This is a genomic window from Pseudomonas sp. CFSAN084952 (assembly GCF_009648855.1).
GTDB lineage: Bacteria > Pseudomonadota > Gammaproteobacteria > Pseudomonadales > Pseudomonadaceae > Aquipseudomonas > Aquipseudomonas paracarnis.
Window position 1 is genome coordinate 359324 of the sequence record NZ_CP045767.1, and the last position, 22918, is coordinate 382241.

14 protein-coding genes are annotated in these 22918 nt (G+C 60.2%); 3 read left to right on the plus strand and 11 right to left on the minus strand.

What is annotated here, in order from left to right:
* Nucleotides 1-6 precede the first annotated feature (6 nt).
* The 11 genes from GH769_RS01720 to yaaA form a co-directional block, all read right to left on the minus strand.
* Nucleotides 7-1179: an alginate O-acetyltransferase gene (locus GH769_RS01720; RefSeq protein ID WP_014717001.1), complete on the minus strand. Its 1173-nt coding sequence runs from the start codon at nt 1177-1179 to the stop codon at nt 7-9.
* Between the two features lie 11 nt (nt 1180-1190).
* On the minus strand, nt 1191-2723 hold the full coding sequence (locus GH769_RS01725; protein WP_032903348.1) for an MBOAT family protein: 1533 nt from the start codon (nt 2721-2723) through the stop codon (nt 1191-1193).
* 188 nt (nt 2724-2911) lie between these two features.
* Nucleotides 2912-4021, minus strand: a complete 1110-nt coding sequence (locus GH769_RS01730) for a mannuronate-specific alginate lyase (RefSeq protein WP_014717003.1) — start codon at nt 4019-4021, stop codon at nt 2912-2914.
* Between the two features lie 8 nt (nt 4022-4029).
* Nucleotides 4030-5478: an alginate O-acetyltransferase gene (locus GH769_RS01735; protein ID WP_020301240.1), complete on the minus strand. Its 1449-nt coding sequence runs from the start codon at nt 5476-5478 to the stop codon at nt 4030-4032.
* An 11-nt stretch (nt 5479-5489) separates the two neighbouring features.
* A complete protein-coding gene (gene algG / locus GH769_RS01740; RefSeq protein ID WP_014717005.1) occupies nt 5490-7058 on the minus strand; it encodes a mannuronan 5-epimerase AlgG in 1569 nt (522 codons plus the stop codon).
* Nucleotides 7058-8548 carry an alginate export family protein gene (locus tag GH769_RS01745; RefSeq protein WP_020301238.1) on the minus strand — a complete coding sequence of 497 codons (1491 nt, stop codon included), beginning with the start codon at nt 8546-8548 and terminating at the stop codon, nt 7058-7060. Before GH769_RS01745 ends, algG begins: the two co-directional genes overlap by 1 nt.
* The gene (gene algK / locus GH769_RS01750) at nt 8545-9966 is read right to left on the minus strand and encodes an alginate biosynthesis TPR repeat lipoprotein AlgK (protein WP_050585619.1); all 1422 of its coding nucleotides are present in this window, start codon (nt 9964-9966) and stop codon (nt 8545-8547) included. Before algK ends, GH769_RS01745 begins: the two co-directional genes overlap by 4 nt.
* A gap of 110 nt (nt 9967-10076) precedes the next feature.
* Complete coding sequence (locus GH769_RS01755) at nt 10077-11243, minus strand: alginate biosynthesis protein Alg44 (protein ID WP_014717008.1); 1167 nt, start codon at nt 11241-11243, stop codon at nt 10077-10079.
* Between the two features lie 37 nt (nt 11244-11280).
* A complete protein-coding gene (alg8, locus tag GH769_RS01760; RefSeq protein WP_003188740.1) occupies nt 11281-12762 on the minus strand; it encodes a mannuronan synthase in 1482 nt (493 codons plus the stop codon).
* An 83-nt stretch (nt 12763-12845) separates the two neighbouring features.
* Nucleotides 12846-14162 carry a nucleotide sugar dehydrogenase gene (locus GH769_RS01765; protein WP_014717010.1) on the minus strand — a complete coding sequence of 439 codons (1317 nt, stop codon included), beginning with the start codon at nt 14160-14162 and terminating at the stop codon, nt 12846-12848.
* Between the two features lie 878 nt (nt 14163-15040).
* Nucleotides 15041-15820, minus strand: a complete 780-nt coding sequence (gene yaaA, locus GH769_RS01770; RefSeq protein WP_032903347.1) for a peroxide stress protein YaaA — start codon at nt 15818-15820, stop codon at nt 15041-15043.
* Nucleotides 15821-15940: 120 nt separating this feature from the next.
* Between yaaA and GH769_RS01775 the strand changes: the two genes are divergently transcribed.
* The 3 genes from GH769_RS01775 to GH769_RS01785 all read left to right on the plus strand — a co-directional run bounded on the left by GH769_RS01775 (nt 15941) and on the right by GH769_RS01785 (nt 22824).
* On the plus strand, nt 15941-17065 hold the full coding sequence (locus tag GH769_RS01775) for a polysaccharide deacetylase family protein (protein ID WP_032903345.1): 1125 nt from the start codon (nt 15941-15943) through the stop codon (nt 17063-17065).
* 340 nt (nt 17066-17405) lie between these two features.
* A complete protein-coding gene (locus GH769_RS01780; RefSeq protein ID WP_003188745.1) occupies nt 17406-18800 on the plus strand; it encodes a PhoH family protein in 1395 nt (464 codons plus the stop codon).
* 295 nt (nt 18801-19095) lie between these two features.
* Nucleotides 19096-22824, plus strand: coding sequence for an autotransporter domain-containing protein (locus GH769_RS01785; protein ID WP_032903344.1), 3729 nt, complete (start codon nt 19096-19098; stop codon nt 22822-22824).
* Nucleotides 22825-22918: the final 94 nt, after the last annotated feature.

Below are 22918 nucleotides of genomic sequence, written 5' to 3' on the forward strand. Positions count from 1 at the left end.
TCTCTTTCAGTTTTGCGCCCGGTCGGGCGTCTCGGATTTAGGTGTGTTGATTGCCATGTTCTGTTGGCGCGAACCGGCTTGTTTAAGCTGCGCAACCCAGGCTGGGTCGGCATCACCGATTTCGTTGTTGATAGGCAGATAACGTTCAGGAAACTCCCAGATCAGCACCTGAGGCGGGCTGTTCTTGAAGTCGTCACTTTTGAGGTAGCTGAGCATCGGCAGGATCGGGCCGTGGCCATCTTCGGCGTAGCTGACCACGTCGCTGTGCAAGGCTTGTTTGAGCGCACCCACGAAGTTCCAGTTGGGGTTGGCGCTGTAGCTGGTGCCCACCAGGGCCACCGGCGTTTCGCTGTCGCTGAACAGCGCGTCATCACCTTTCTCTTCGGCCAGGTGGGTGACGCGTTTTTCCAGCGGCTCTTTAGGTGGCATCAGGTTTTCGAACAGCGGGTCCAGGGGCAGGAACAAACGCAAGTCACCTTTATGTGGCTCGGTTTTCTCAGCCTCGGTGACAAAACGCTGCGGCTCGCCGCTCAGTGGGGTTTTGTCGGCAATCGCCTTGGCCAATTGCTTGGCGGCGACTTCGGCACCGTCCGGTGTCCAGTGAGTATCGGTGCGCAGGAACACTTGCTTGCCGGCGAGCTTGGCCTGTTGCAGCGGGCCGAGCAGATCTGGAGCTGGAATGTTGTCCGCCGCCACTCGGGCATGGAAGTCCTGGTACAGGTTGGCGTGCACGCTGGCCGGTTTGACTTCACCCAAATGCTCCGGATACAGGCGTACCTTGGCCGGCACGATCGCCATCACCAGTTGGATACCCTGGGCCTTGAGCTTCTGGCGCACGCCTTCGACCAGCGCGTAGTTGCCTTGCAGGTTCTGGTCTTCGTTGACGGCGGGGTTGAATTCCTCGTCGCTGTACAGCCAGTGATCGCGGCCCAGCACCACGCCAGGGCGGCCTTCATTGAACAGCTTGTAGTCCAGCGCCGCCCACAGGTTGGTGCCCAGGCGCTTGATCGGGAACTCGTCGTCGTAGTGGGTCTCGACGGCTTTGGTCCAGCGACCGTTGAGCACGGTGGCATCGGCGTTGGTGCTGAAGCCAAAGAAGCTGCGCAGCGACCAGGCGCCAAGTGCCAGCAACAGCACCAGGAACAGGCTTATGTAGAGGACGCGTAATGAACGGGTCATGGTCGGCTCCCTCAGAATTGGAAGTAAAGGAACGGCGAGAAACTCTGCGCCGACAGTTTCAGGATCGACGCCACGAACAGCAGAAGCACCGCAGCGCGCATGGCGTAGCGTGGCCAGTCAGCGGTCCAGTAGGCCGGTTGCACGGCAGCGTCACGGCCCACGCTGAAACCGGGCTCGTGGATGCTGCCAGGGTTGTCGCCCGGTACGGCCTTGATCAGGCTCGGGTCGGCTGGCTTGGCCTTTTCGGCAGGGCGGTTGGTGTAGAAGTCGCGCAGGCCGAAGAACGCCAGCGTTGCATAGGCCACCACCAGGGTTGCCGCTTGCAGGCCGGTAAGGTTGGCGCGGTTGAGTTCCGACAGTGACCACTCGCCAAAGCTGAACATCGCACCGTACATACGCCCGGCAACGTGCAGGTTTTCGGCGCGGAAGATCACCCAGCCCATTACCACCAGCAGGAAGGTAAAGGCCCAGCGCAGCACATTGAAACTGCGGGGCGCGGTGTTCAGGCCGATGGCTTTTTCAATCGCCAGCCACATGCCGTGCCAGGCGCCCCATACGATGTAGGTGATGTTCGCGCCGTGCCACAGGCCACCGAGCAGCATGGTCAGGAACAGGTTGCGGTAAGTGGTCAGGGTGCCTTTGCGGTTGCCGCCCAGGGTGATGTACAAGTAGTCACGCAGCCAGGTGGACAGGCTGATGTGCCAGCGCCGCCAGAACTCGGTGATCGACTGGCTGATGTAGGGCTGCTTGAAGTTTTCCATGAAGCGAAAACCCATCATCAAGCCCAAGCCAATGGCCATGTCGCTGTAGCCGGAGAAGTCGAAGTACAGCTGCGCGGTATAGGCCAGCGCGCCGAGCCAGGCATCGCCTGTAGTGGGGTTTTGCAGGGCGAAGCAATGGTCGGCCACCACCGCCAGGGTGTCAGCAATAAAGACCTTCTTGATGAAACCCTGCATGAACCGCGTGCAGCCCTCGGAGAATTTATCCAGGGTGTGGGTGCGGTTGTTGAACTGATCGGCCAGGTCGCGAAAGCGCAGCACGGGACCGGCGATCAGGTGCGGGAAAATCGCCACGAACGCCGCAAAGTCGATGAGGTTGCGGGTCGCCGGGGTGTCGCCACGGTACACGTCGATGATGTAGCTGATGGACTCGAAGATGTAGAACGAGATCCCGATCGGCAACAGCACGTGAGTGAGGATGAACGGCTCCAGGCCTGCCGACTTCATCATTACATTGATGCTGTCGACGCCGAAGTTGGCGTACTTGAAGTAGCCGAGGATGCACAGGTCGACCGCCACCCCGAGCAACAGCCAGCGCTGCGCCGGCTTGGTGCGTACACCGGCGGCACCGACCTTGAGGCCGATCCAGTAATTCCACAGGGTCACTGCGGCGAACAGCGCCAGGAAGTCCACTCGCCACCAGGCGTAGAACACGTAGCTGGCAATCAGCAGCAGCAGATTGCGATAGCGTTGCCCGCTCAAGTAGTACAAGCCGAGAAAGATCGGCAAGAACAGAAACAGGAACACATTGGACGAGAAAACCATCCCGATCTCTCCATGTTTAACCAATAGTCAAGGGCCAGAGCCCCCCCAAACCCCCCACGATGTCGGGGGAGGCTGTGATCGTTCCCACGCTCTGCGTGGGAATGCCTCTTGTGGCGCTCTGCGCCACGCTTTGGGACGCACAGCGTCCCGTGCTGCATTCCCACGCAGAGCGTGGGAACGATCAGCGACTAGCTGCCTTTGTTGCCTTTTTCATGCGCCGGGTCGTAGACCTTGGTCAGGTCACCGCCCAGGCGGAAGGTCTTGAACGGTTGCATGCCATGCTTGCGTTCGATCACATCCGGGGCGCAGGTGTAGAGGGTGCAGAAGGGCTCAAGCCAGGCAAATTTCATGTCTTCCTTGAGGTCCTTCATGTCCTGCTCTTTGCCGTTCTTCTGCTCGAAGATGTCCGGGTCTTTCACCCCGGCCAGCACCTTGTCGCCCAGGCGCTTGAGCGCGCTGTTGTTTTCCTGGCGCAGGTCCACGCCGTTGACCAGCGCAAAACTGGCGATCATCGACAGCGGCGGCAGCGCGTAGTTGTGGTACGACAGGGCGCGTTGCTGGCGCTTCAATTCGTTCGGCAGGAAACCCTGGTCATCGACCTGGTTCACGCCGACCTTGTATTCCTTCACCGCCCAGTCAAACAGGTCGCGGCGGTTGGTAGCGATGGACGTTGCCATCACCGACCAGGCGGCCCAGTACGAGTGGTTGTTAGTTTTTTCCAGGGGCAGGTTGTCCCAGTCGCTCACCACCTGGTCGGCCAGCTTGTTGAACCAGGCTTCGATCTGCTGGGCTTCCTGCGGGTGCTTGGCCAGTGGCTGCGACTCGGAGAACTTCAGGCGCACATAGGCCGAGGCCATGCTGCCCAGCGCCCATTTGCGCATGGACTTGCCGGTGTGATTGAAGTCCTTGGACATCAACGCATCGGCCTTGGCCCATGACACCAGCCAGTTCAGGGTGCATTCGAGCTGCTGTGGACGGCCGTCGCGCATGAACTGCATCACCCGTTTGCTGGTGTCTTTTTCCAGCTTGGTGATGTCGGCGGTGCTGTCGCGAAAGGCTTTTTCCGACTGCACATTCAGGGTCGAACGGGCCTTGTCGGAACCTTCGTACTTGCTGCGAAACTGCAACGGCCCGGTGTAGGGCGTTGGCATGCTGTCGCAATCATTCTTGAAATCGCCGGTCTTGAACGCTTCGATCGGTGCGAAATAGCCCTGGGGTGGACGCAGTGGCGCCGCTGCATTGACGGAACCTGCGAACATGGCCAGGCCCAGCAGGCCAGGGAGCAATAACTTTTGCATAAGTAACCTCACTTCCCGAGTTGGGCGGTCTGCTGACCACCGCTTGGGAATACGTTGCGTGTGCAAATTTTCGCTTCAACCTTCTGCGCCGCAGCGCCCGCTTCGGGGCCCTGCACTTCCACGGCCAGCAAGTTCTGCGAGGCCCAGTCTTCATCGGTGCGCAGTTCAAAGGCGAAACGCCCGTCTGTATCGGATGTTTCGGGTTTCTCGATCTTGATGTCCTCGTGGCGCCCGTTCATGTACCAGAGGGTGGCTTGCAAGGTTTTCACCGACGGATCGGCGAAGCGGATATCGACCTGATGGTTGGCGTTGCGCAGGTCTTTGTTCGCGCTGTTGACCATCAGTTCGTTTTTGCCCGGTTTGAGCGTGGTGCTGGCCGACATCTGCGCGGTCTTGCCTTCGCAACCGTTGTCCAGCAGCGCCATCATCTGGCGGTAGATGGTTTCCTGGTCGAGACGGTACAGCGGCGAGAATTCCCAGATCAGGATCTTCGGTGGGCTCTTCTGGAATTCATCGCTGCCCAGGTACTGCAGCATCGAGCCTTCCAGGCCACCGCCGGGGAAGGCGACGTTGAGGATGTCGGCCCCGATTTCCTCTTCCAGGAAACCGGCGAAGTTGTAGTTCTTGCCACTGTGGCTGGTGCCCACCAGCGTGATCTGCGGGTTGCCCGAATCGCCGAACAGGTCGCCGTCACCGGCTTCGCCCTTGGGCTCGGTGGTGAACTGGTCCATGTACTGGATCGCATAGCTGGTGCCACACAGTTGCCCGGCCATGTTGTGCAGGGTGCCGGTCTTGCCCATGCGGCCCGAGCGCTTGGTCTCGAACTCACGCTTGGGAATCTCGGCATATTCCGGCATCTGCTTGACCTTGGCCGCGACGATTTTCGCGGTGCGCTGGGCGCCGTACGGAGTCCAATGCTGGTCGCCACGGAAGTAGAAATCGTGGGCTGGCAATTCATCCGGCAGTTGTTCGTTGGTCAGCGGCGACAGGTCTGGTACCACGTAGCCCATCTTGGCGAAGCGGCCGAGCATGGTTTTGTAGTTGCCTAGGGCTTTGTCGAAGTCGAACGAGGCTTTCTCCGCCGGGTTGAGCTTGTTGCGGTTCACCAGGCCACGGGTCGGCTGGTAGACCACCACCAGTTCCACGCCCTTGCTCTTGAACGCATCGTGCAGCTGCTGCATGCGCTTGTAGCCGGCCGGGGTGGTGTCGAACTCGGTGCGCAGGTCTTCCTGGGTACGGAACAGCCAGTCGCCCTGGGCTTGCACCAGGGTGGTGAAGTTCTGCTGGTAGCGCGTGGTGTAGTTTTTCGCGTCATGGGCGGCCGGGCACAGGCTGCAGCAGGGTTCAGCGGTGAAGGTAGGAGCTTTGACTTCATCGGCGCGTACGCCCTGGCTGGCCGCCAGCAGGCCGAGGGTCAGACCCGAGAGGCTCAGCAGTTTGATCATGTGTGGGTGCATAAGGGTCATCCTCAGTCCTGCAATTCGGTCTGGCGTTCGACGGGGTCGATCAGCACGGCTTTCTGCTGGCGCACCAGCAGGTCGAGAATTTCTTCCTGGCGGTCACCCAGGATGCCGGAGAAGCTGATGCCGCTGGATTTGGTCGGCGCCAGCATCGACACGCGATACAACTCGATACTCAACGGCGAGTCGATGGACAGCGGCCCGCTGCCGTTACCCGCCAGTTCACCGCCGACCACGATCAGCGAGACCTTGGCGTCGAACGGGTCGAGGGCGATGTCGCGGTCGGTGTCGGTCAAGTCCTTGATGTGGCCGTACACGCCGGTCAGCCCGTTGGCCATCGAGGTGTTTTCGTAGAGCTTGATGTTCACGCTGTTACGCACGCGGATCCCGTGGCGACGGTTGCTGATCACCTTGTTGCCCCACAGCAGGTTGTCGCCGCTCTCATAGAGGGTGATGCCGTCGGTGTGGTTGCGGTAGATCTCGTTGTCGGCGATCAGGTTGTTCACGCTGTTACGGTCGATCACCAGGCCCGAAAGCTTGTTGTCATAGCTGCGGTTGTTGAAGATAAAGCTGTCGTTCACTTCCCGGGAAATGATGATGCCGTGCTTCTTCTTGGTGCCGTACACGGTGTTGTCCGCGATGATCAGGCCGTGAGAACGGTCATGGGGGTCAATGCCGTAGACGATGTTGTCTTTGTAGGTATTGCCCTTGATCACAAAGCCCGTGGTCTCGTAGCAGTAGAAGCCGTACCACATGTCCGAGAACTCGGAGTCGATGATCCAACCGGTCGGCTCGGGGCGCTTGAGCACCTTGGCCATGTTCGGCGTGTACTGGGAAATACTCACCCCGTACGACTTACTGTTGGCGTAGCCGAAGCTGGCCATCTTGGTTTTTGAGATGTAGGTCTCGGTGCCGCCCCAGGCCAGCAGGAACGGGCGGAATTCCTTGGCCGACTTGAACAGCGCCGGACCGTTGGTTTTTTCATCCCAGCCGGTGACCTTGGTGTCACGCACGAACAGCTGGCCGTCGTTGATCAAAAACGCGCCGGCTTGTTGGGACAGGCGCAGTTCCTGGGTGTTCTTGTCGATATCGAGGATGCCTTTACGGCCCACCACGATCGGCAACTTGGCCAGGAACACACCCGGCGACGTTTCGCTGAAGTACTGCTTGGGCACTTTGCCCAGCAGGTCCTTGAGGTTCATGTAGCCGTCATCGACGAAGATCGCCTGGGGAATGCCATGCTGGCGCACCACCCATTCGGCCATCTTGTTATCGCCGCCGATAAAGTCCTTGAGCGCGTCTTCTTGCATCATGCGGCGGATGCTGATTTTGCCCGCCTTGGTCTTGACGATTTTCTTTTCCATCGCCTGCGCGGTGTAGCCCGACAGGTCGGGCAGCGCCGGCTTGGCCATTTCCAGCGGCGCGGTAGGCGGGCTGGAGATGGTGTAGGTTTTGGCCTGTTGCAGTTCCTTGGCGATGATCGGCGCCTTGGCCGCCGTATCGGCAAACGCTGTGGCGCTGGCCATCAGCATTGCCGCGACGAGTAGGCTTTGAGCATTCATGGCGCAGGCTCCCATCAGAATTTCCAGACCACGTCGACAAACGCGCGGTGCATGTAGGAGTCGACCTGGCTGCCATAGGCATCGCCGGGCTTGAACACGCCGGCACGCAAACGCACCAGGGCTGAAGGCTCGTCGATCGACTGGCTCAGCGCCGCTGGCAGCAAGCCTTTCTTGAAGTACTTGGTGACCACCAGGTCCATTTCTTGGCCGAGGTCTTTCTTGCCGTCTTCCAACGGCAGGGAGGTGCTGGAGAGGATCGCGCCGGTGACGTCATCGGTGTTGTTCTGCACCGCGTCGATGCCGTTGCTGCCCACCGGCTTGTTGCCGTCCACGCGCCAGAACTTGTGGTACACCAGGCTGGCGTCGTAGTCCTCGCGCAGTTGCCAGGAACCGAACAGGCTCATGGACTGCATGTTGTTCATTTCGCCGCGAAACGCTTCGCCGAAGCGATGCACACGGGACTGGGTGCCGGTCCAGTTCGAACGGTTGCTTTGCAGGCCGTTCTGTTCGTATTCGGCACTGGCGCGCGAGTACGCGGCACCCACTTGCCACTGCGGATCCAGGCGCAGGCGCACGCCGATATCGGTGGCCCAGCCGCTGGCGTCATCGCTGCGTTTGGCGGAGGTGGGGCGGCTGCCGTCGGCGTTCAAGGCGTTGACCTTGTCGCGGTCGCCTTTCATGCCGGTGATGCTCGCCCAGTAGTTGACGGTGTTGGTGTTGCGCCAGTTGTAGGCGTCGCTATTGGCTTCGATGCCCAGCCAGGTGAGGTCGCCGTTTTCGCGCTTGTCCAGCGGGTCGCTGGCCACACCCGGTTCGGCGTAGTCGAGCTTGCCGTCGTCGTGGGTGTGGTGGCCGCGCAGGCCGATCCACTGGCCCGGTGTCCACTGGTAGGCGGCGTCGGCGTAGAAGTGCTGGCGGTCCTTGTCGACCGGCGACAATTCCTTAAGGTCGGTGCGGTATTCGCTGAAGCGTTCGGCGGCGCCGACATTGGCCTTGAGCAAGGTGGTGTCGAAGGTCCAGTTCAACGCTTCGATGTTGGTGTCGCGCCACTGGCCGTCGTCATTGCGCAGGCGCTGGCGGCCGAACTTGAGGATCTCGCCGGGGTAGGGCGTGAAGCCGCTGTAGCCGACCCAGAACTCACGCAGGGCCAGGTAGTTTTTCTTGGCCTTGCGGTCGTCGTTGCTCGACTGCTGCTCGGTGGTGTCATCGGCCGACGGTTGCAGGGTGTCGGTCTCGATGATGTCGCTGGACACCACTGCCTGGCCCATGGCGTAGGCGCTCCACGCGCCGCTTTCGCCGTAGATCCAGGGGCGCAGGTCGAGGCCGATGCCGTTGACGTCGCCGCCTTTCTGGGTGCCGAGGTCGCGGTCATCTTCAGACTGCGCGGTGGCTTTGACTTCCAGGCCGAAGTTCTTGGCTTCGGTGAGCGCGGCCAGGGTCGGGCACGACCACAGCAGGGCGAAGGACAGGCCGATACCGGCCTTGACGAATGGGTTGAGCTTCATAGGGATTCCTCGCCGTCTTCTTCTTGCAGGGCGTGCAGTTGCAGCGTGCTTTGGGCCAGGGTGCCGCGGGCGGCCAGTTCCTGTTGCACCAGGCGTTGGCCTTCGGCGCGTTGCGCAGGCGTCAGCGGCGCTTCGAGCTGGGTGGCCAGGTCATTGGCTTCTGGCGTGTCCTGGGCCTTGGCCAACTGGCTGAAGACATAGGCGTTCAATGGGTCGGGCTTGGTGCCCTTGCCTTGGGAAAACAGTTGGGCAATGGCGAAGTCGGCGCTGTTCTGGCCGTTGCGCGCGGCGGTCAGCAGGTGGTCCAGGGCTTTTTGCGGGTAAACCTTGCCCAGGTAGCCACGGCGGTAGATCTGGCCGAGGTAGTAATCGGCGGCCACTTCACGGCCCACGGCTTTTTCGAAATGCGCCTCGGCGGCCTTGGCATCGGCGGGCACCCACTTGCCTTCGTAGTAGAGCTTGCCCAGCAGCAATTCGGCGCGTGGCTGGTCGGCGGCGCGGCCGTTGTCCAAGTACTTCATCATCTGCTCGACATCGCCTAGTTCGGGGAAGTCGTAGAGCAGTTGCGCCAGGCTGACCCAGGACGCCGGGTAGCCAGGGGCGATTTTTTCCAGCAACGCCTGGGCGGTTTTTTCGTCCGGGGTGCCGAGGGTGGCATCGCCGAGTACGCGGGCCACGCTGTCGACGCGCTGGGCGGTGACGGTGCCACGGCTTACGCCTGCTTCCATCTGCTTGAGCAATTCGGCCTGTTGTTCCGGCTGCTGTTTTTTCTGATAGACCGTGGCCAGTTCGACGTAGCAGATATCGGTGGTGTTCAGCGCGGCTTTGCAGATGCGCTCCACATCATCCAGATGCTGGTCGTAGGTACCCTGGGTGCGATACAGCAGCACCTGGGCCAGGCCGGCCTCCGGGTAACCCGCCGCCTGCCATTGGCTGATCTGCTGTTGGGCATTCACATTGGGGAAGCTGTGGGGGTATTGCAGGTACAGCATCGCTAGCGGGATCAAGGTGTTGCCTTCGCCATTGGCAAAGGCTTTTTTCAGCAGGCTTTCGGCTTCATGGTGCTCGGCCTCAGTGGCGCCCGGCTTGGCCGCCAACAGGCGACCCAGGCGTGCCTGGGCGCGGGGCGAGGTGTCTGCCGCCGCACGGTAGGTGGCTTCGGCCTGCTTGATTTGCGCTGGGTCGCGGGTGCCGACCTGGATATCGGCCAGGCCCACCTGGGCCTCGCTGTAGCCCAGTTCCGCCAGTTGCTGGTAATTCTGCTGGGCGGTGACGGTGTCGCCGCGTTTCAGCGCTTCATTGGCAAGGCGTTGGTCGGGCAGGCCGGCGCAACCGGCCAGGCTTACGGCCAGTGCCAGCGCGCAGTACGCAGAGGCCAGGTGAAATCTGCTCTGTGTGGGAGCTGGCTTGCCTGCGATGGCATCGCTGCGGTGCCACTGATGCACCGAGTCGCCTGCATCGCGGGCAAGCCCGGCTCCCACAGAGGTCAGCGGTGTTGTTGGAATAGAGTTCACAGGCATGTCCTCGCTTACAGACCGTGAGCCATGGCTTTGTCGATCAGCCAGTTCAGCGATGGGCCACGGTCACTGGTGACTTCCACCGGGCGGCCGGCGTAGGTGCTGTCCAGCGGTGCGTCGGGCTTGATCTGCACACGGATGTCAGAGGACAGGTCGGCGCTGTTCAGGCTGGTGCTGCTGACGATGGTGCCGGTGCGAACCTGTTCTTCGTCGGCGACCTGGAAGCTCACCGGGGTACCTGGGCGCACATCACCGAACTGGCGATAGCTGAAGCGCGCTTCCACATTGGCCTGGCTGCCGCGTGGCACCAGTTGGAAGATCACATCGCCCTTGCTGGCGTACTGGCCGTCGGCGACCAGTTGCTGGGCGACCACGCAGTCGCACGGCGAAGTCAGGGTGCCGGTCATTTGCTTGCCGAACAGCTCTTCAACCTTGGCCGGTTGCAGTTGGTCTTCGTCCAGGTGGCCCTTGAGTACGTCGAGCATACTGGTGCTGAACGTCGCCAGTGGCGCGCCCTTGGCCGCAACCGAATCACCTTTGAGCAGGCTCTGCACGGTGCCGTCACGGGGCATGGTCACGTTCATGCCCGGTACGCTGACGAGGCCGGCCTGGGCGTGGCTGACGAAGTACATGCCGTAGAGCGACTTGACCACAAAGCCGAAGGCTGCCAGGCCGACCAAAAAGATCGCCAGGCTGAATGTCACGGCGCGCAGGCGACCGAACGCAGTCATGCCGCTGCCGCCGTCCTTGACCTTGCGTGCCTTGGTGAAGTTGTCGCGTTGCAGGGTCGCGAGTACGTCGCCCATGGTCACGATGTCGCCGGACAGGTGCGAAGTGATCAGGTGACGCAGGGTAGAAATATCCTGGGCATCGAGGTTCTGAAACTGGCAGCCGGTGCGGCCGGTCTGGCGGTCGTAGGAGCGGATCTGCAGCTCCACGTCCATGGCCAGGCCGAGGTTGTCGATCACGAACTGCAGGCGGCCCTTGTGCACTTGGCCGATGGTGAGCGGCTGGGTGGCGGTGAAGGCCAGGCCGCCGGCGGACAGGTCGATAACCTTTGCTTCGGTCGGCGTGCGGTCACTGTTGAAGAAGCGCAGCTTGGCCGGGATTTTCACCCGGGCGTGTTGGCGCTGGGCTTCGGATTCGTGGACAACGTTGGCGTTTACTTGGCTGTTCATAGTATTCGATTTCCTAGTTAATTCAGGCTTGGCAGGGTCAGACCATCATCAGCAACACGGCAACGAAGATGCTGCCGGCGGAGAAGGTCATGGTCCGAGACGACCAGGTGTTGAACCAACGTTGAAAGCTGGCCAAATCGCGGGTCAGTTTGGTGTCCTGGCGGGTCCAGGACTGTTGATCAAGGCGGAAGAACACGTAGATCTTCACCAACGCGCCCATGATCTGGTTGTAATAGAGAATCAGCGGGTAGGCCGGGCCGATCTTGTGGCCGGAGCACGACAGCAGCAGGGTGAGGATCAGGCGGGTGATGCCGATCCACAGCAGGTAGGCGAGGATGAAGGCGCCGCCGTACTTGAAAGTGGCAATCATCGCTACGGTCAGGCCGAGCAGGGAGGTCCACATCGACACGCGCTGGTCGAACAGCACCACGCTGGTGAACAGGCCCAGGCGACGCACGCCCAGGCCGAGGGCACGGGAGTTCTGGCGCAAGTTGTTGCCGTACCAGCGGAACATCAGTTTGCGGCTGGCCTTGATAAAGCTCTTTTCCGGCGGGTGTTCCACGGTGTTGATGGCGGCGTCCGGCACGTAGAAGGTGTCGTAGCCCAGGCGCATCAGGCTGAACCAGCTGGACTTGTCATCGCCGGTGAGGAACTTGAAGCGGCCCAGGCGCCAGTGTTGCAGCGAGTCGCTTTCCACATCGGCGATAAAGCCCGGGTCAGTCACTACGCTGGCGCGGAATACCGACATGCGCCCGGTCATGGTCAGCACGCGCTTGGACAGGGCCATGGAGCACATGTTGATGTGGCGTTGGGCAAAGCGCAGCTTGTGCCACTCGCTCATGATGTAGCCGCCGCGCACTTCGCAGAATTCGTTGGTGGTCAGGCCGCCGACATTGCCAAACAGCTGGAACCAGGGGACAGTCTTGCGCACGACGCCTTCGGCGAGCACGGTGTCGCCATCGATCACGGCTACAACGGCGCGGTCATCCGGCAAGTGGCGGGAGATGGCGCGGAAACCAAACGCCAGGCCGTCGCGTTTGCCGGTACCGGCGATGCGCACGAAGTCGAGCTTGACGTGAGCCGGCGGGTTGAGCTTTTCCCAAAGGCTTTTCACCAGCAGCTCATCGGACATTTCCACCAGCGAGCACACCACGGTGGTGGGAAAGCCGCAGTCGATGGCTTCACGAATCACCGAGCTGTAGACCTGTGCGGTGGTCAGCGCATCGATACGAAAACTGGTGACCATCAGGAACACATGGGACGGGTCGGCGGCCTTGCCCAGCTTGCGCACTTTGCGGCGCAGGTGCGGGTACACCACGTACAGGAACAGCATGCCGCGAAAGAAATGCGTCGCACCCATCGAGTAGCGCCAGATACCCACGGCGCCAATCAGGAAAATAAAATTCTTCGATTGCGAATCGAAGGTACTCGCCGGCAACAGCAGGGCGAGACCCATCAGCAGGCTGAGAAAGAACAGCCAGCCGGCCGATTGCAGAAATACATGTTTTAACTTGGACATAAGCGTCATCCGCAAGGTGAGGAGGCTTCAGGCTGCAAGCGCTGGGGATAAAGCCACTGGCAGCCTGAAACTTGCCGTTGCTGTTACCAGCAAATACCTTCGGTACGGCCGCTCACGCTGGTGGCCTTGGACATGAAGCCCACCAGGTCGACCACTTGCTTGCCTTCCGGAGCGTTATGCGCCAGGGCACGGAACTTCTCGTCACGGTTACCGAGGATGATCACGTCGGAGTTGTTGATCACATCATCGAAATCCGAGTTGAGCAGGGACGACACGTGCGGGATCTTGCCTTCGATGTAGTCCTTGTTCGCGCCGTGCACGCGGGCGTATTCGACGTTGCTGTCGTAGATGCTCAGGTCGTAGCCCTTGCCGATCAGCATTTCCGCCAGTTCTACCAGGGGGCTTTCACGCAGGTCATCGGTGCCGGCCTTGAAGCTCAGGCCCAGCAGCGCAACTTTGCGTTTGTCGTGGCTGGAGACGATGTCGAAGGCGTTCTGCACCTGGGACTCGTTGCTGCGCATCAGCGAGTTGAGCAGCGGTGCTTCCACGTCCAGCGAGCCGGCGCGGTAGGTGAGGGCACGCACGTCTTTGGGCAGGCACGAACCGCCGAAAGCGAAACCTGGGCGCATGTAGTACTGGGACAGGTTGAGGGTCTTGTCCTGGCAGACCACTTCCATCACTTCACGACCGTCAACGCCGACGGCCTTGGCGATGTTGCCGATCTCGTTGGCGAAGGTGACTTTGGTGGCGTGCCATACGTTGCAGGTGTACTTGATCATTTCGGCAACGGCGATGTCCTTGCGGATGATCGGCGCGTCGAGTTCTTCGTACAGCGATTGCAGCACATCGCCGGAGGCTTTATCAAACTCGCCGATAACGGTCATCGGTGGCAGGTCGTAGTCGGCGATGGCAGTGGATTCACGCAGGAATTCGGGGTTGACCGCAACGCCGAAGTCGACGCCGGCTTTCTTGCCGGAGCAGTCTTCCAGGATCGGGATTACCACGTTGGCGACAGTGCCCGGCAGTACGGTGCTGCGCACCACGATGGTGTGGCGGGTGGTCTTGTCACGCAGCACAAAACCGATCTCGCGGCATACCGACTCGATGTAGTTCAGTTCCAGGTCACCGTTCTTCTTGCTTGGCGTGCCGACGCAAATCATCGACAGGTCGGTATCGCGAATCGCCTCGGCGAAGTTGGTAGTGCCACGCAGTCGGCCCGTCTGGATACCCTGGCTCAACAGCTCGCCCAGACCCGGTTCAACAATCGGCGACTTACCGGCATTGATCAGGTCGATCTTTTCCTTGGAAATGTCTACGCCGACCACTTCGTGGCCACGGGCAGACAGGCAACCGGCACACACTGCGCCAACGTAACCCAAACCAAATATGCTGATGCGCATCGCAATTACCTCTTTGTTTAATTCATGCCATTAAATGGCCGGAGTTCATGTTTGCAAGCGTCACTGATGCCGCGAAAGTTAGGCGAATAGACGCCGACTTACCGCGTGCAGGCATGTTGAATAACGAGTGACTAACTATTGCACTCAAGTTGTGCGCAACGAGGCCTTATTATTGGGGCTTGCCCTGAAATGCAGCCGTGCTTCCTTGGAGGAAGGCTCCGGCGCCGGTGCGGCAAGGTTTTGATGCAGGAAAAATGCCTTTTTTATCAATGCCTTGTGTGTTTGCACGGGCTCATTTAGGTCAGCGCTGCCTTGGCCTGCAGGGGATAGCAATGCGTACTTATCGCCACCCTTAACTCGATCAGTTGATGTTATGACCATAGAGCCAAAGTGCTTTATGACAACTTGGCTACTTCCGTTGGTCGCTATGTAAGTCATCTCTTACGTAAGCAGAGAATTTCGTTACCGGTGGTATGAGCGGTGCTTCAGGACGAAGTTCCGGGCCACTCATCCCCTTTCCCGAAATTTTTTGAAATATTAGAAAAGATGGCACTGGTACTATATTGATAGCACTTGCTATTTAGGCCAGTAGTTATGGGGAGTTGGTGCGAGGGGATAGTTTTGTGCCACTACCGTTTAAAAAAAGTGGTGCCACTACGAAAAAAACCGACGGGTGTCGAGTGAAGAAATCGTTAGGGTTGTGTCTGGATGTTTTTCTGGCGCCAAATAAATGACGATTGATGGGGTGGAATGCAGGCAAAAAATGTGGGAGCTGGCTTGCCTGCGATAGCGGTGTATCAGCGACATGTGAGTCGGCTGACCCTCCGCTATCGCAGGCAAGCCAGCTCTCACAGTTGATGTTGGTGGCTGTACAGGCCTTATTCCGGTGCGTGATCGCGCAAAAACACCAGGTTATCCGGCTTGGATTGCTCCGCATTGAAGCGATAACCCTGCACATCGAACTGCTTGAGCCTGGCCGGGTCGTTGATGCGTTCTTCAATCACAAAACGGCTCATCATGCCTCGGGCCTTTTTGGCGTAGAAGCTGATGATCTTGTACTGACCGTTCTTCAGGTCCTTGAACTCGGTGTTGATGATCCGCGCGTTCAAGGCCGTGCGCTTGACTGCCGAGAAGTACTCATTGGAGGCCAGGTTAAGCAGCACATCGTCGCCTTGTTCGGCCAGGGCCTCATTCAACCATTCGCTGATGCGTGTGCCCCAGAACGCGTAAAGGTCCTTGCCGCGGGCGTTGGCCAGCTTGGTGCCCATCTCCAGGCGATACGGCATCATCAGGTCCAGCGGACGCAGCAGGCCGTACAGGCCCGAGAGCATACGCAGATGGTCCTGGGCATAGCTGAAATCGGCATCGCTGAAAGTCTCGGCATTCAGGCCGGTATACACATCGCCCTTGAACGCCAGCAGCGCCTGCTTGGCGTTGGCCGGAGTGAAGGCCGGCGTCCAGCTGCCGAAGCGCGCGGCGTTGAGGCCACCGATCTTGTCGGAGACGTGCATCAGCTCACTGATTTGCGCCGGGCTCAGTTCGCGCAGTTGCTCGATCAGTTCCTGGGAGTGGTCCAGGTACTGCGGCTGGGTGAAGCGTGCAGTGACCGGCTTGGACTCGAAGTCGAGGGTTTTGGCGGGGGAAATCACCATCAGCATGAAGTTGGCTCCTGGAATCGTGGGCGAGATTCTAGGGGTTGGGGCGTTTTGACTCCACCTATGATGGCGATAGATGCGATCCGCTATGATGGGCGGTAACTCTGTAGAGGGAGACCCCGTGTGCGATTAGCGCTTTTATTGTCCGCTTGCCTGCTGTGCCTGAATGCCCAGGCCGCGCCGGTGGATGTCGCCAGCCTGGACCGTGGTACCTGGCCGGAAAAACTCGCCAGTCCGGCGCTGTTCGATGTGGCTTCGCGGGCGGAAATCCTGATGTTTGCCCATGGTTTAATCGCCAGCGAAGCCCAGGACGAAACCGCGCTCAAGCAACGGCTGGGGCTGAAGATCATCAACCTGGCCGCCATCGATGACCTGCGTCGCCAGCTCTGGCAACGGCTGTTGGAGAACTACACATTCGCCCAGCAGAGCTGCGAAGCAGATGCCTCGTTCTGCTACCTGGTGGAAAACATGGACGATCTGCGCGAGCAGGCCGGCAAGTTCGAGGTCAGTGACAACTCTTTCTATATAGGCTGGGCTGCCCCCAGTCGGCACTTTCACGAACGCTATCTGGACGAGTTGTTGCGCAAGGCCGCGCTGTTTCCGCAGATCAGCAGTGAAGTGGCGCGCTTTGGCGATCATGAGCGCAATGGCGACGAGCTCAACGATCGCATGTTCCTGCTGACCTTCGACGGTGGCCCGGCGTTGATGGGCGGTAATACCGATTGGCTGACCGACTACCTGCGCAAGCAAAAGATGAACGCCGCGTTCTTCGCCCTTGGCAGCAGTTTGCAAAGCCGTGTGGAGCGCAGTTCTGTCTCGGATGTGCAGGCGCTGTATCAGGGGCAGTGCGTGGGTATCCAGGGGTGGCAATACCGTTCCCATAGCCATTGGGTTGACTGGCAAAGCTCCATCACCCGCAGCGCAGCGCTGGTGCAGAATCTGCTGCCGGAAAACTATGTGCCGCTGTTCCGTCCGCCCTATGGGCAGCGCCGTGCGGACAGCCAGGGCTTCTTCCAGCAACAGGGTTTGCAGGTGGCGTTATGGGACATCGATTCCCAGGACGAGCCGGGCAAGCTCAAGGCCGATGAGTCGGCGCAACGGGTGCTGACGTTGATGCTGCTATGGCGCAAAGGCGTGATCGTGTTTCACGACACCCAGGACAAGGCGCGGGTGGCATTGCCGATGGTATTGCAGGCAACGGCGCAGAGTGGCTTGGGTTGGCAGGAGTGTCGCGAGGCATTTCGATGAAGTGCCCGGCTTTGCTGGCGATGGGGTGTTTTCGGGGCGATTTGCTGCGACATTTCGATGCAGGCGGACTTCCGACTTTAACGGGGTACATGGCACTCGGCTAGTGCTATTCGTCATCCTGAAAAATAAACTTCAAAAAAGCGTCAAAGTACTTTTTCCTGTCATGGGTTTTGCGGTATTACGAAGTCAGACCGCCGAAACCTGCAGCACAGGTGGCGTCTTCCAAGACTCCTCCTGTGGGCACTGCACTTGACCTTGTTCAAGGTGCAATCGGTGGTCGAATCGAGGCGCAGCACCGCCCAGGTATTGCGTCGAATGGCTCCCACAAAGGTGACCGAGTATGGATGATCATGGACGTAACCCTTCTTCCGACCAGCCAATCCTTTATGTGCTTGATACCAACGTATTGATCCACGATCCAAACGCACTGCTGAACTTCGAAGAACACCACGTCGCCATCCCGATGATCGTGCTTGAGGAGCTCGACAAACTCAAAAGCGGCCACCACAGCGTTGCCGCCGAATGCCGCCAGGCCATCCGCCTGATCGACAAGACCCTGGGTGAAGCCTCGCCCGAGGACGTTGAAGTCGGCGTACCGATCCAGCGTGGCAAGGGCGGCCCGAAGGGCTTGCTGTCGATCCTGATGAGCAAGCGCAGCGAGCCCAACAGCCTGCTGCCGGAAAACCTGAACGACAACAAAATCATCAACCAATTGATCGACCTGCACGCCCGCGACAAGGACCTGCGCGTGGTGCTGGTGACCAAAGACATCAATATGCGCCTCAAGGCACGAGCGTGTGGGATCGCTGCCGAGGACTACAGTACCGACCAACTGGTCGACGATGTGTCGATGTTGTCCCGTGGTTATCACATGATGACCGGTTCGTTCTGGGACCGTGTGAGCAAGGTCGAAACCCGTCAGGACCACGGCCGCACCTGGCATCAGGTACAGCTGATCGACAACCTGCCGGCCGTGCATATCAATGAGTTTATCGTCGATGAACAGGGCTTCGTGGGCTGGATCAAAGAGATCCAGGTCGACAAGTTGCTGATCCTCGACCTGCATCAGGAACCCCTGTTGCACCAGGAAGCCTGGGGCCTGAAACCGCGTGATATCTACCAGAGCCTGGCGCTGTATGCGCTGCTCGATCCGGACATTCACCTGGTCAACCTGACCGGCGCCGCAGGTTCGGGCAAAACCATCCTGGCCCTGGCCGCCGCCATCGAACAGACCATGGTCACCAAACGCTATCGCCGCATCATCGCCACCCGCAGCGTGCAGGGCCTGGACCAGGAAATCGGCTTTCTGCCCGGTACCGAGGCGGAAAAAATGGAGCCGTGGCTGGGGGCGATTACCGACAACCTCGAAGCCTTGCACATGGATGACGAAAACACCCATGGCAGCGTCGACTACATCCTCAGCAAAGTGCCGTTGCAGTTCAAATCTCTCAACTACATCCGAGGTCGCAGCTTCCAGCAGAGCCTGATTCTGATCGATGAATGCCAGAACCTCACACCGCACCAGATGAAAACCATCATCACCCGTGCCGGCGCCGGTTCCAAAGTGGTGTGCCTGGGCAACCTGGCGCAGATCGACACCCCTTACCTGTCCGCGACCAGCTCCGGGCTGACTTACCTGACGGAACGCTTCAAGGACTTCCCGAACGGCGTGCACATTGCGCTGCAAGGGGTACCGCGTTCGATCCTGGCTGAATACGCCGAGTCCCATCTGTAACTACGCTGAACCCGCTGCGAAAAGCCCTGGATTTTTCACGAAATCCGGGGTTTTTGTTATGTGCGACATTTGCCTGCGTTAACGCGTCCTGGGTGCTTGTGGTTTCTGTAATTATTTTGTTACATTTTTTCTGCGGTAAAAACAATAAGAAGACTGCTTGACCCCGTCGGAACGCCACCTCCTTGATTCGACGAACGCTTGGAAAACCTGTCCAGGGTTTTCACCGTGACCCTGCCTATTACAACAGCCCGAAACACCGCTCATTGATGACGCACATATCCAAAGGGAAAGGAAAATGGACGTAGCAGGTAATGGCTTCACTGTGTCGCAACGCAATCGTACCCCCCGTTTCAAGACCATCCCCCTCACACCCATAGCACTCGGCCTGGCGTTATGGCTGGGCCACGGTTCCATGGCCAGGGCAGACGATAACCCTTACACCCCGCAGGTATTGGAGTCGGCGTTCAGGACCGCCGTCGCCTCATTCGGCCCTGAGACTGCCGTGTACAAAAACCTCAGGTTTGCCTACGCGGATATCGTCGATCTCGCGGCCAAGGATTTCGCTGCCCAGTCCGGCAAGTTCGATTCGGCCCTCAAGCAAAACTACGAGCTACAACCCGAAAACCTGACCATCGGCGCCATGCTCGGCGACACCCGGCGGCCACTGGACTATGCCTCGCGCCTGGATTACTACCGCAGCCGGCTGTTCAGCAACAGCGGCCGTTACACCACCAATATCCTCGACTTTTCCAAAGCCATTATCGCCAACCTGCCGGCCGCCAAGCCTTACACTTACGTCGAGCCGGGCGTTAGCAGCATCCTCAGCGGGCAGTTGAACGCAGGCCAGTCCTGGGCTGGGGCAACCCGTGACTGGAGCGCCAACGCGCAAACCTGGAAGACCCCGGAAGCCCAGGTCAACTCCGGCCTGGACCGCACCAACGCGTATTACGCCTATGCCCTGGGCATCACTGGCAAGGGGGTCAATGTTGGCGTGCTGGACTCGGGCATCCTCACCGAACACTCCGAGTTCCAGGGCAAGAACGCTCAGGGCCAGGACCGGGTGCAGGCGGTGACCTCCACGGGCGAGTACTACGCCACCCACCCGCGCTACCGCCTTGAAGTGCCCAGCGGCGAGTTCAAGCAGGGCGAACATTTCAGCATCCCAGGGGAATACGACCCCGCGTTCAACGACGGGCATGGCACAGAAATGTCCGGGGTGCTGGCCGCCAACCGCGACGGCACCGGTATGCACGGCATTGCCTTCGACGCCAATCTGTTTGTCGCCAACACCGGCGGCAGCGACAACGACCGCTACCAAGGCTCCAACGACCTCGACTACAACGCATTCATGGCCAGCTACAACGCCCTGGCGGCGAAGAACGTGGCGATCGTCAACCAGAGCTGGGGGCAGAGTTCGCGTAATGACGTGGAGAACCACTTCGGCAACGTCGGCGACAGCGCCGCGCAGAACCTGCGCGACATGACCGCCGCCTATCGCCCGTTCTGGGACAAGGCCCACGCCGGGCAGAAAACCTGGATGGACGCCATGGCCGATGCGGCCCGGCAAAACACGTTCATCCAGATCATCTCTGCGGGCAACGACAGCCACGGTGCCAACCCGGACACCAATGCGAACCTGCCGTTTTTCAAGCCGGATATCGAAGCTAAGTTCCTCTCCATCACCGGCTACGACGAGACCAGCGCCCAGGTCTACAACCGTTGCGGTACCTCCAAGTGGTGGTGCGTGATGGGCGTGTCGGGCATCCCGTCCGCCGGCCCCGAGGGCGAAATTATCCCGAATGCCAACGGCACCTCGGCCGCCGCGCCGAGCGTTTCCGGAGCCCTGGCGTTGGTGATGCAGCGCTTCCCCTATATGACGCCCAGCCAGGCGCGGGACGTGTTGCTGACCACCTCCAGCCTGCAGGCGCCGGATGGCCCGGACACGCCGGTTGGCGAGCTGACCGGAGGCCGCACCTATGACAACCTGCAACCGGTGCATGATGCCGCGCCGGGTGTCCCACAAGTACCAGGTGTGGTCAGTGGCTGGGGCTTGCCCAACCTGCAAAAAGCTATGCAAGGGCCGGGGCAGTTCCTCGGTGCGGTAGCAGTGGCGTTGCCCAGCGGTACCCGCGATATCTGGGCCAACCCGATTTCCGATGAGGCCATTCGCGCCCGTCGCGTAGAAGACGCTGCCGAACAGGCGACCTGGGCCGCCACCAAGCAGCAAAAAGGCTGGCTCGATGGCCTGCCCGCCAATGCCTCGGCCGACGATCAGTTTGAATACGACATTGGTCATGCCCGGGAGCAGGCAACACTCACCCGCGGCCAGGACGTGCTCACCGGCAGCACCTACGTCGGTAGCCTGGTCAAGTCCGGGGATGGCGAGTTGGTGCTGGAAGGCCAGAACAGCTATTCGGGCAGTACTTGGGTGCGCGGAGGCAAATTGTCGGTGGACGGCGCATTGACCTCTGCCGTGACGGTAGATAGCAGCGCCGTAGGCACGCGCAATGCCGATAACGGCGTGATGACCACACTGGGCGGCACCCTGGCCGGCAACGGCACGGTGGGCGCCTTGACCGTCAACAACGGTGGGCGAGTGGCCCCGGGGCATTCGATTGGCACACTGCGCACCGGCGATGTCACGTTCAACCCGGGTTCGGTGTATGCCGTCGAAGTCGGGGCCGATGGCCGCAGCGACCAGTTGCAGAGCAGCGGGGTGGCGACCCTCAATGGCGGTGTGGTGAGCGTGTCCCTGGAGAACAGCCCCAACCTGTTGACCGCCACCGAGGCGCGCAGCTTGCTGGGCCAGCAGTTCAATATCCTCAGTGCCAGCCAAGGTATCCAGGGGCAGTTTGCAGCGTTTGCCCCCAACTACCTGTTCATTGGCACTGCGCTCAACTATCAACCGAACCAGTTGACCCTGGCGATAGCCCGCAACCAGACCACCTTCGCCAGTGTCGCGCAAACCCGCAATGAGCGAGCGGTGGCGACGGTGGCCGAGACATTGGGCGCTGGCAGCCCGGTCTACGAAAGCCTGTTGGCGTCTGATTCCGCCGCCCAGGCGCGGGAGGGCTTCAAGCAACTTTCAGGGCAATTGCATTCGGACGTGGCCGCAGCGCAAATGGCTGACAGCCGCTACCTGCGTGAAGCGGTCAACGCTCGCCTGCAACAGGCGCAGGCACTGGACTCCAGCGCGCAGATCGACAGCCGTGACAACGGCGGCTGGGTACAGCTACTTGGTGGGCGCAACAACGTCAGTGGTGATAACAACGCCAGCGGTTACTCCTCGTCCACCAGCGGCGTACTGCTGGGCCTGGACACCGAGGTGAACGACGGCTGGCGCGTGGGCGCGGCGACCGGTTATACCCAAAGCCACCTCAACGGCCAGTCGGCGTCGGCGGACAGCGACAACTATCACCTGTCGGTCTACGGCGGCAAACGCTTCGAGGCGATTGCCCTGCGCCTGGGCGGTGCCAGCACCTGGCACCGTCTGGACACTTCGCGTCGGGTGGCCTATGCCAATCAGTCGGACCATGCCAAAGCCGACTACAACGCGCGCACCGACCAAGTGTTTGCCGAGATCGGCTACACCCAATGGCGCGTGCTTGAACCCTTCGCCAACCTCACGTATCTGAACTATCAAAGCGACTCGTTCAAGGAAAAAGGCGGTGCTGCAGCCTTGCATGCCAGCCAGCAAAGCCAGGACGCGACGCTCTCCACCCTGGGCGTGCGTGGCCATACTCAGTTGCCACTCACGTCCACCTCGGCGGTGACCCTGCGCGGTGAGCTGGGGTGGGAGCACCAGTTTGGTGACACCGATCGTGAAGCTTCTCTGAAGTTTGCCGGTAGTGACACGGCCTTCGCCGTCAACAGCGTGCCTGTGGCGAGGGATGGCGCGGTGATCAAAGCCAGTGCGGAAATGGCCCTGACCCAGGACACCCTGGTGTCGTTGAACTACAGCGGCTTGCTCTCCAACCGAGGGAACAATAACGGAATCAATGCCGGGTTTACGTTCCGGTTCTAACCTTGAATGTAGGAGCGAGCAAGCTCGCTCCTACAGGATGGGATAAACAGCCCTGCGCAAATTTTGACCCACAGGTTTACAATCGCTACTCCTG

Bases quoted from the DNA above. Each gene is read 5' to 3' on its own strand.
- GH769_RS01780 (WP_003188745.1), top strand. From the start codon at position 17,406: ATGGATGATCATGGACGTAACCCTTCTTCCGACCAGCCAATCCTTTAT.
- GH769_RS01755 (WP_014717008.1), bottom strand. From the start codon at position 11,243: ATGAACAGCCAAGTAAACGCCAACGTTGTCCACGAATCCGAAGCCCAG.
- yaaA (WP_032903347.1), bottom strand. From the start codon at position 15,820: ATGCTGATGGTGATTTCCCCCGCCAAAACCCTCGACTTCGAGTCCAAG.
- GH769_RS01720 (WP_014717001.1), bottom strand. From the start codon at position 1,179: ATGACCCGTTCATTACGCGTCCTCTACATAAGCCTGTTCCTGGTGCTG.
- GH769_RS01730 (WP_014717003.1), bottom strand. From the start codon at position 4,021: ATGCAAAAGTTATTGCTCCCTGGCCTGCTGGGCCTGGCCATGTTCGCA.
- GH769_RS01745 (WP_020301238.1), bottom strand. From the start codon at position 8,548: ATGAAGCTCAACCCATTCGTCAAGGCCGGTATCGGCCTGTCCTTCGCC.
- GH769_RS01735 (WP_020301240.1), bottom strand. From the start codon at position 5,478: ATGCACCCACACATGATCAAACTGCTGAGCCTCTCGGGTCTGACCCTC.
- GH769_RS01765 (WP_014717010.1), bottom strand. From the start codon at position 14,162: ATGCGCATCAGCATATTTGGTTTGGGTTACGTTGGCGCAGTGTGTGCC.
- alg8 (WP_003188740.1), bottom strand. From the start codon at position 12,762: ATGTCCAAGTTAAAACATGTATTTCTGCAATCGGCCGGCTGGCTGTTC.
- GH769_RS01785 (WP_032903344.1), top strand. From the start codon at position 19,096: ATGGACGTAGCAGGTAATGGCTTCACTGTGTCGCAACGCAATCGTACC.
- GH769_RS01725 (WP_032903348.1), bottom strand. From the start codon at position 2,723: ATGGTTTTCTCGTCCAATGTGTTCCTGTTTCTGTTCTTGCCGATCTTT.
- algG (WP_014717005.1), bottom strand. From the start codon at position 7,058: ATGGGAGCCTGCGCCATGAATGCTCAAAGCCTACTCGTCGCGGCAATG.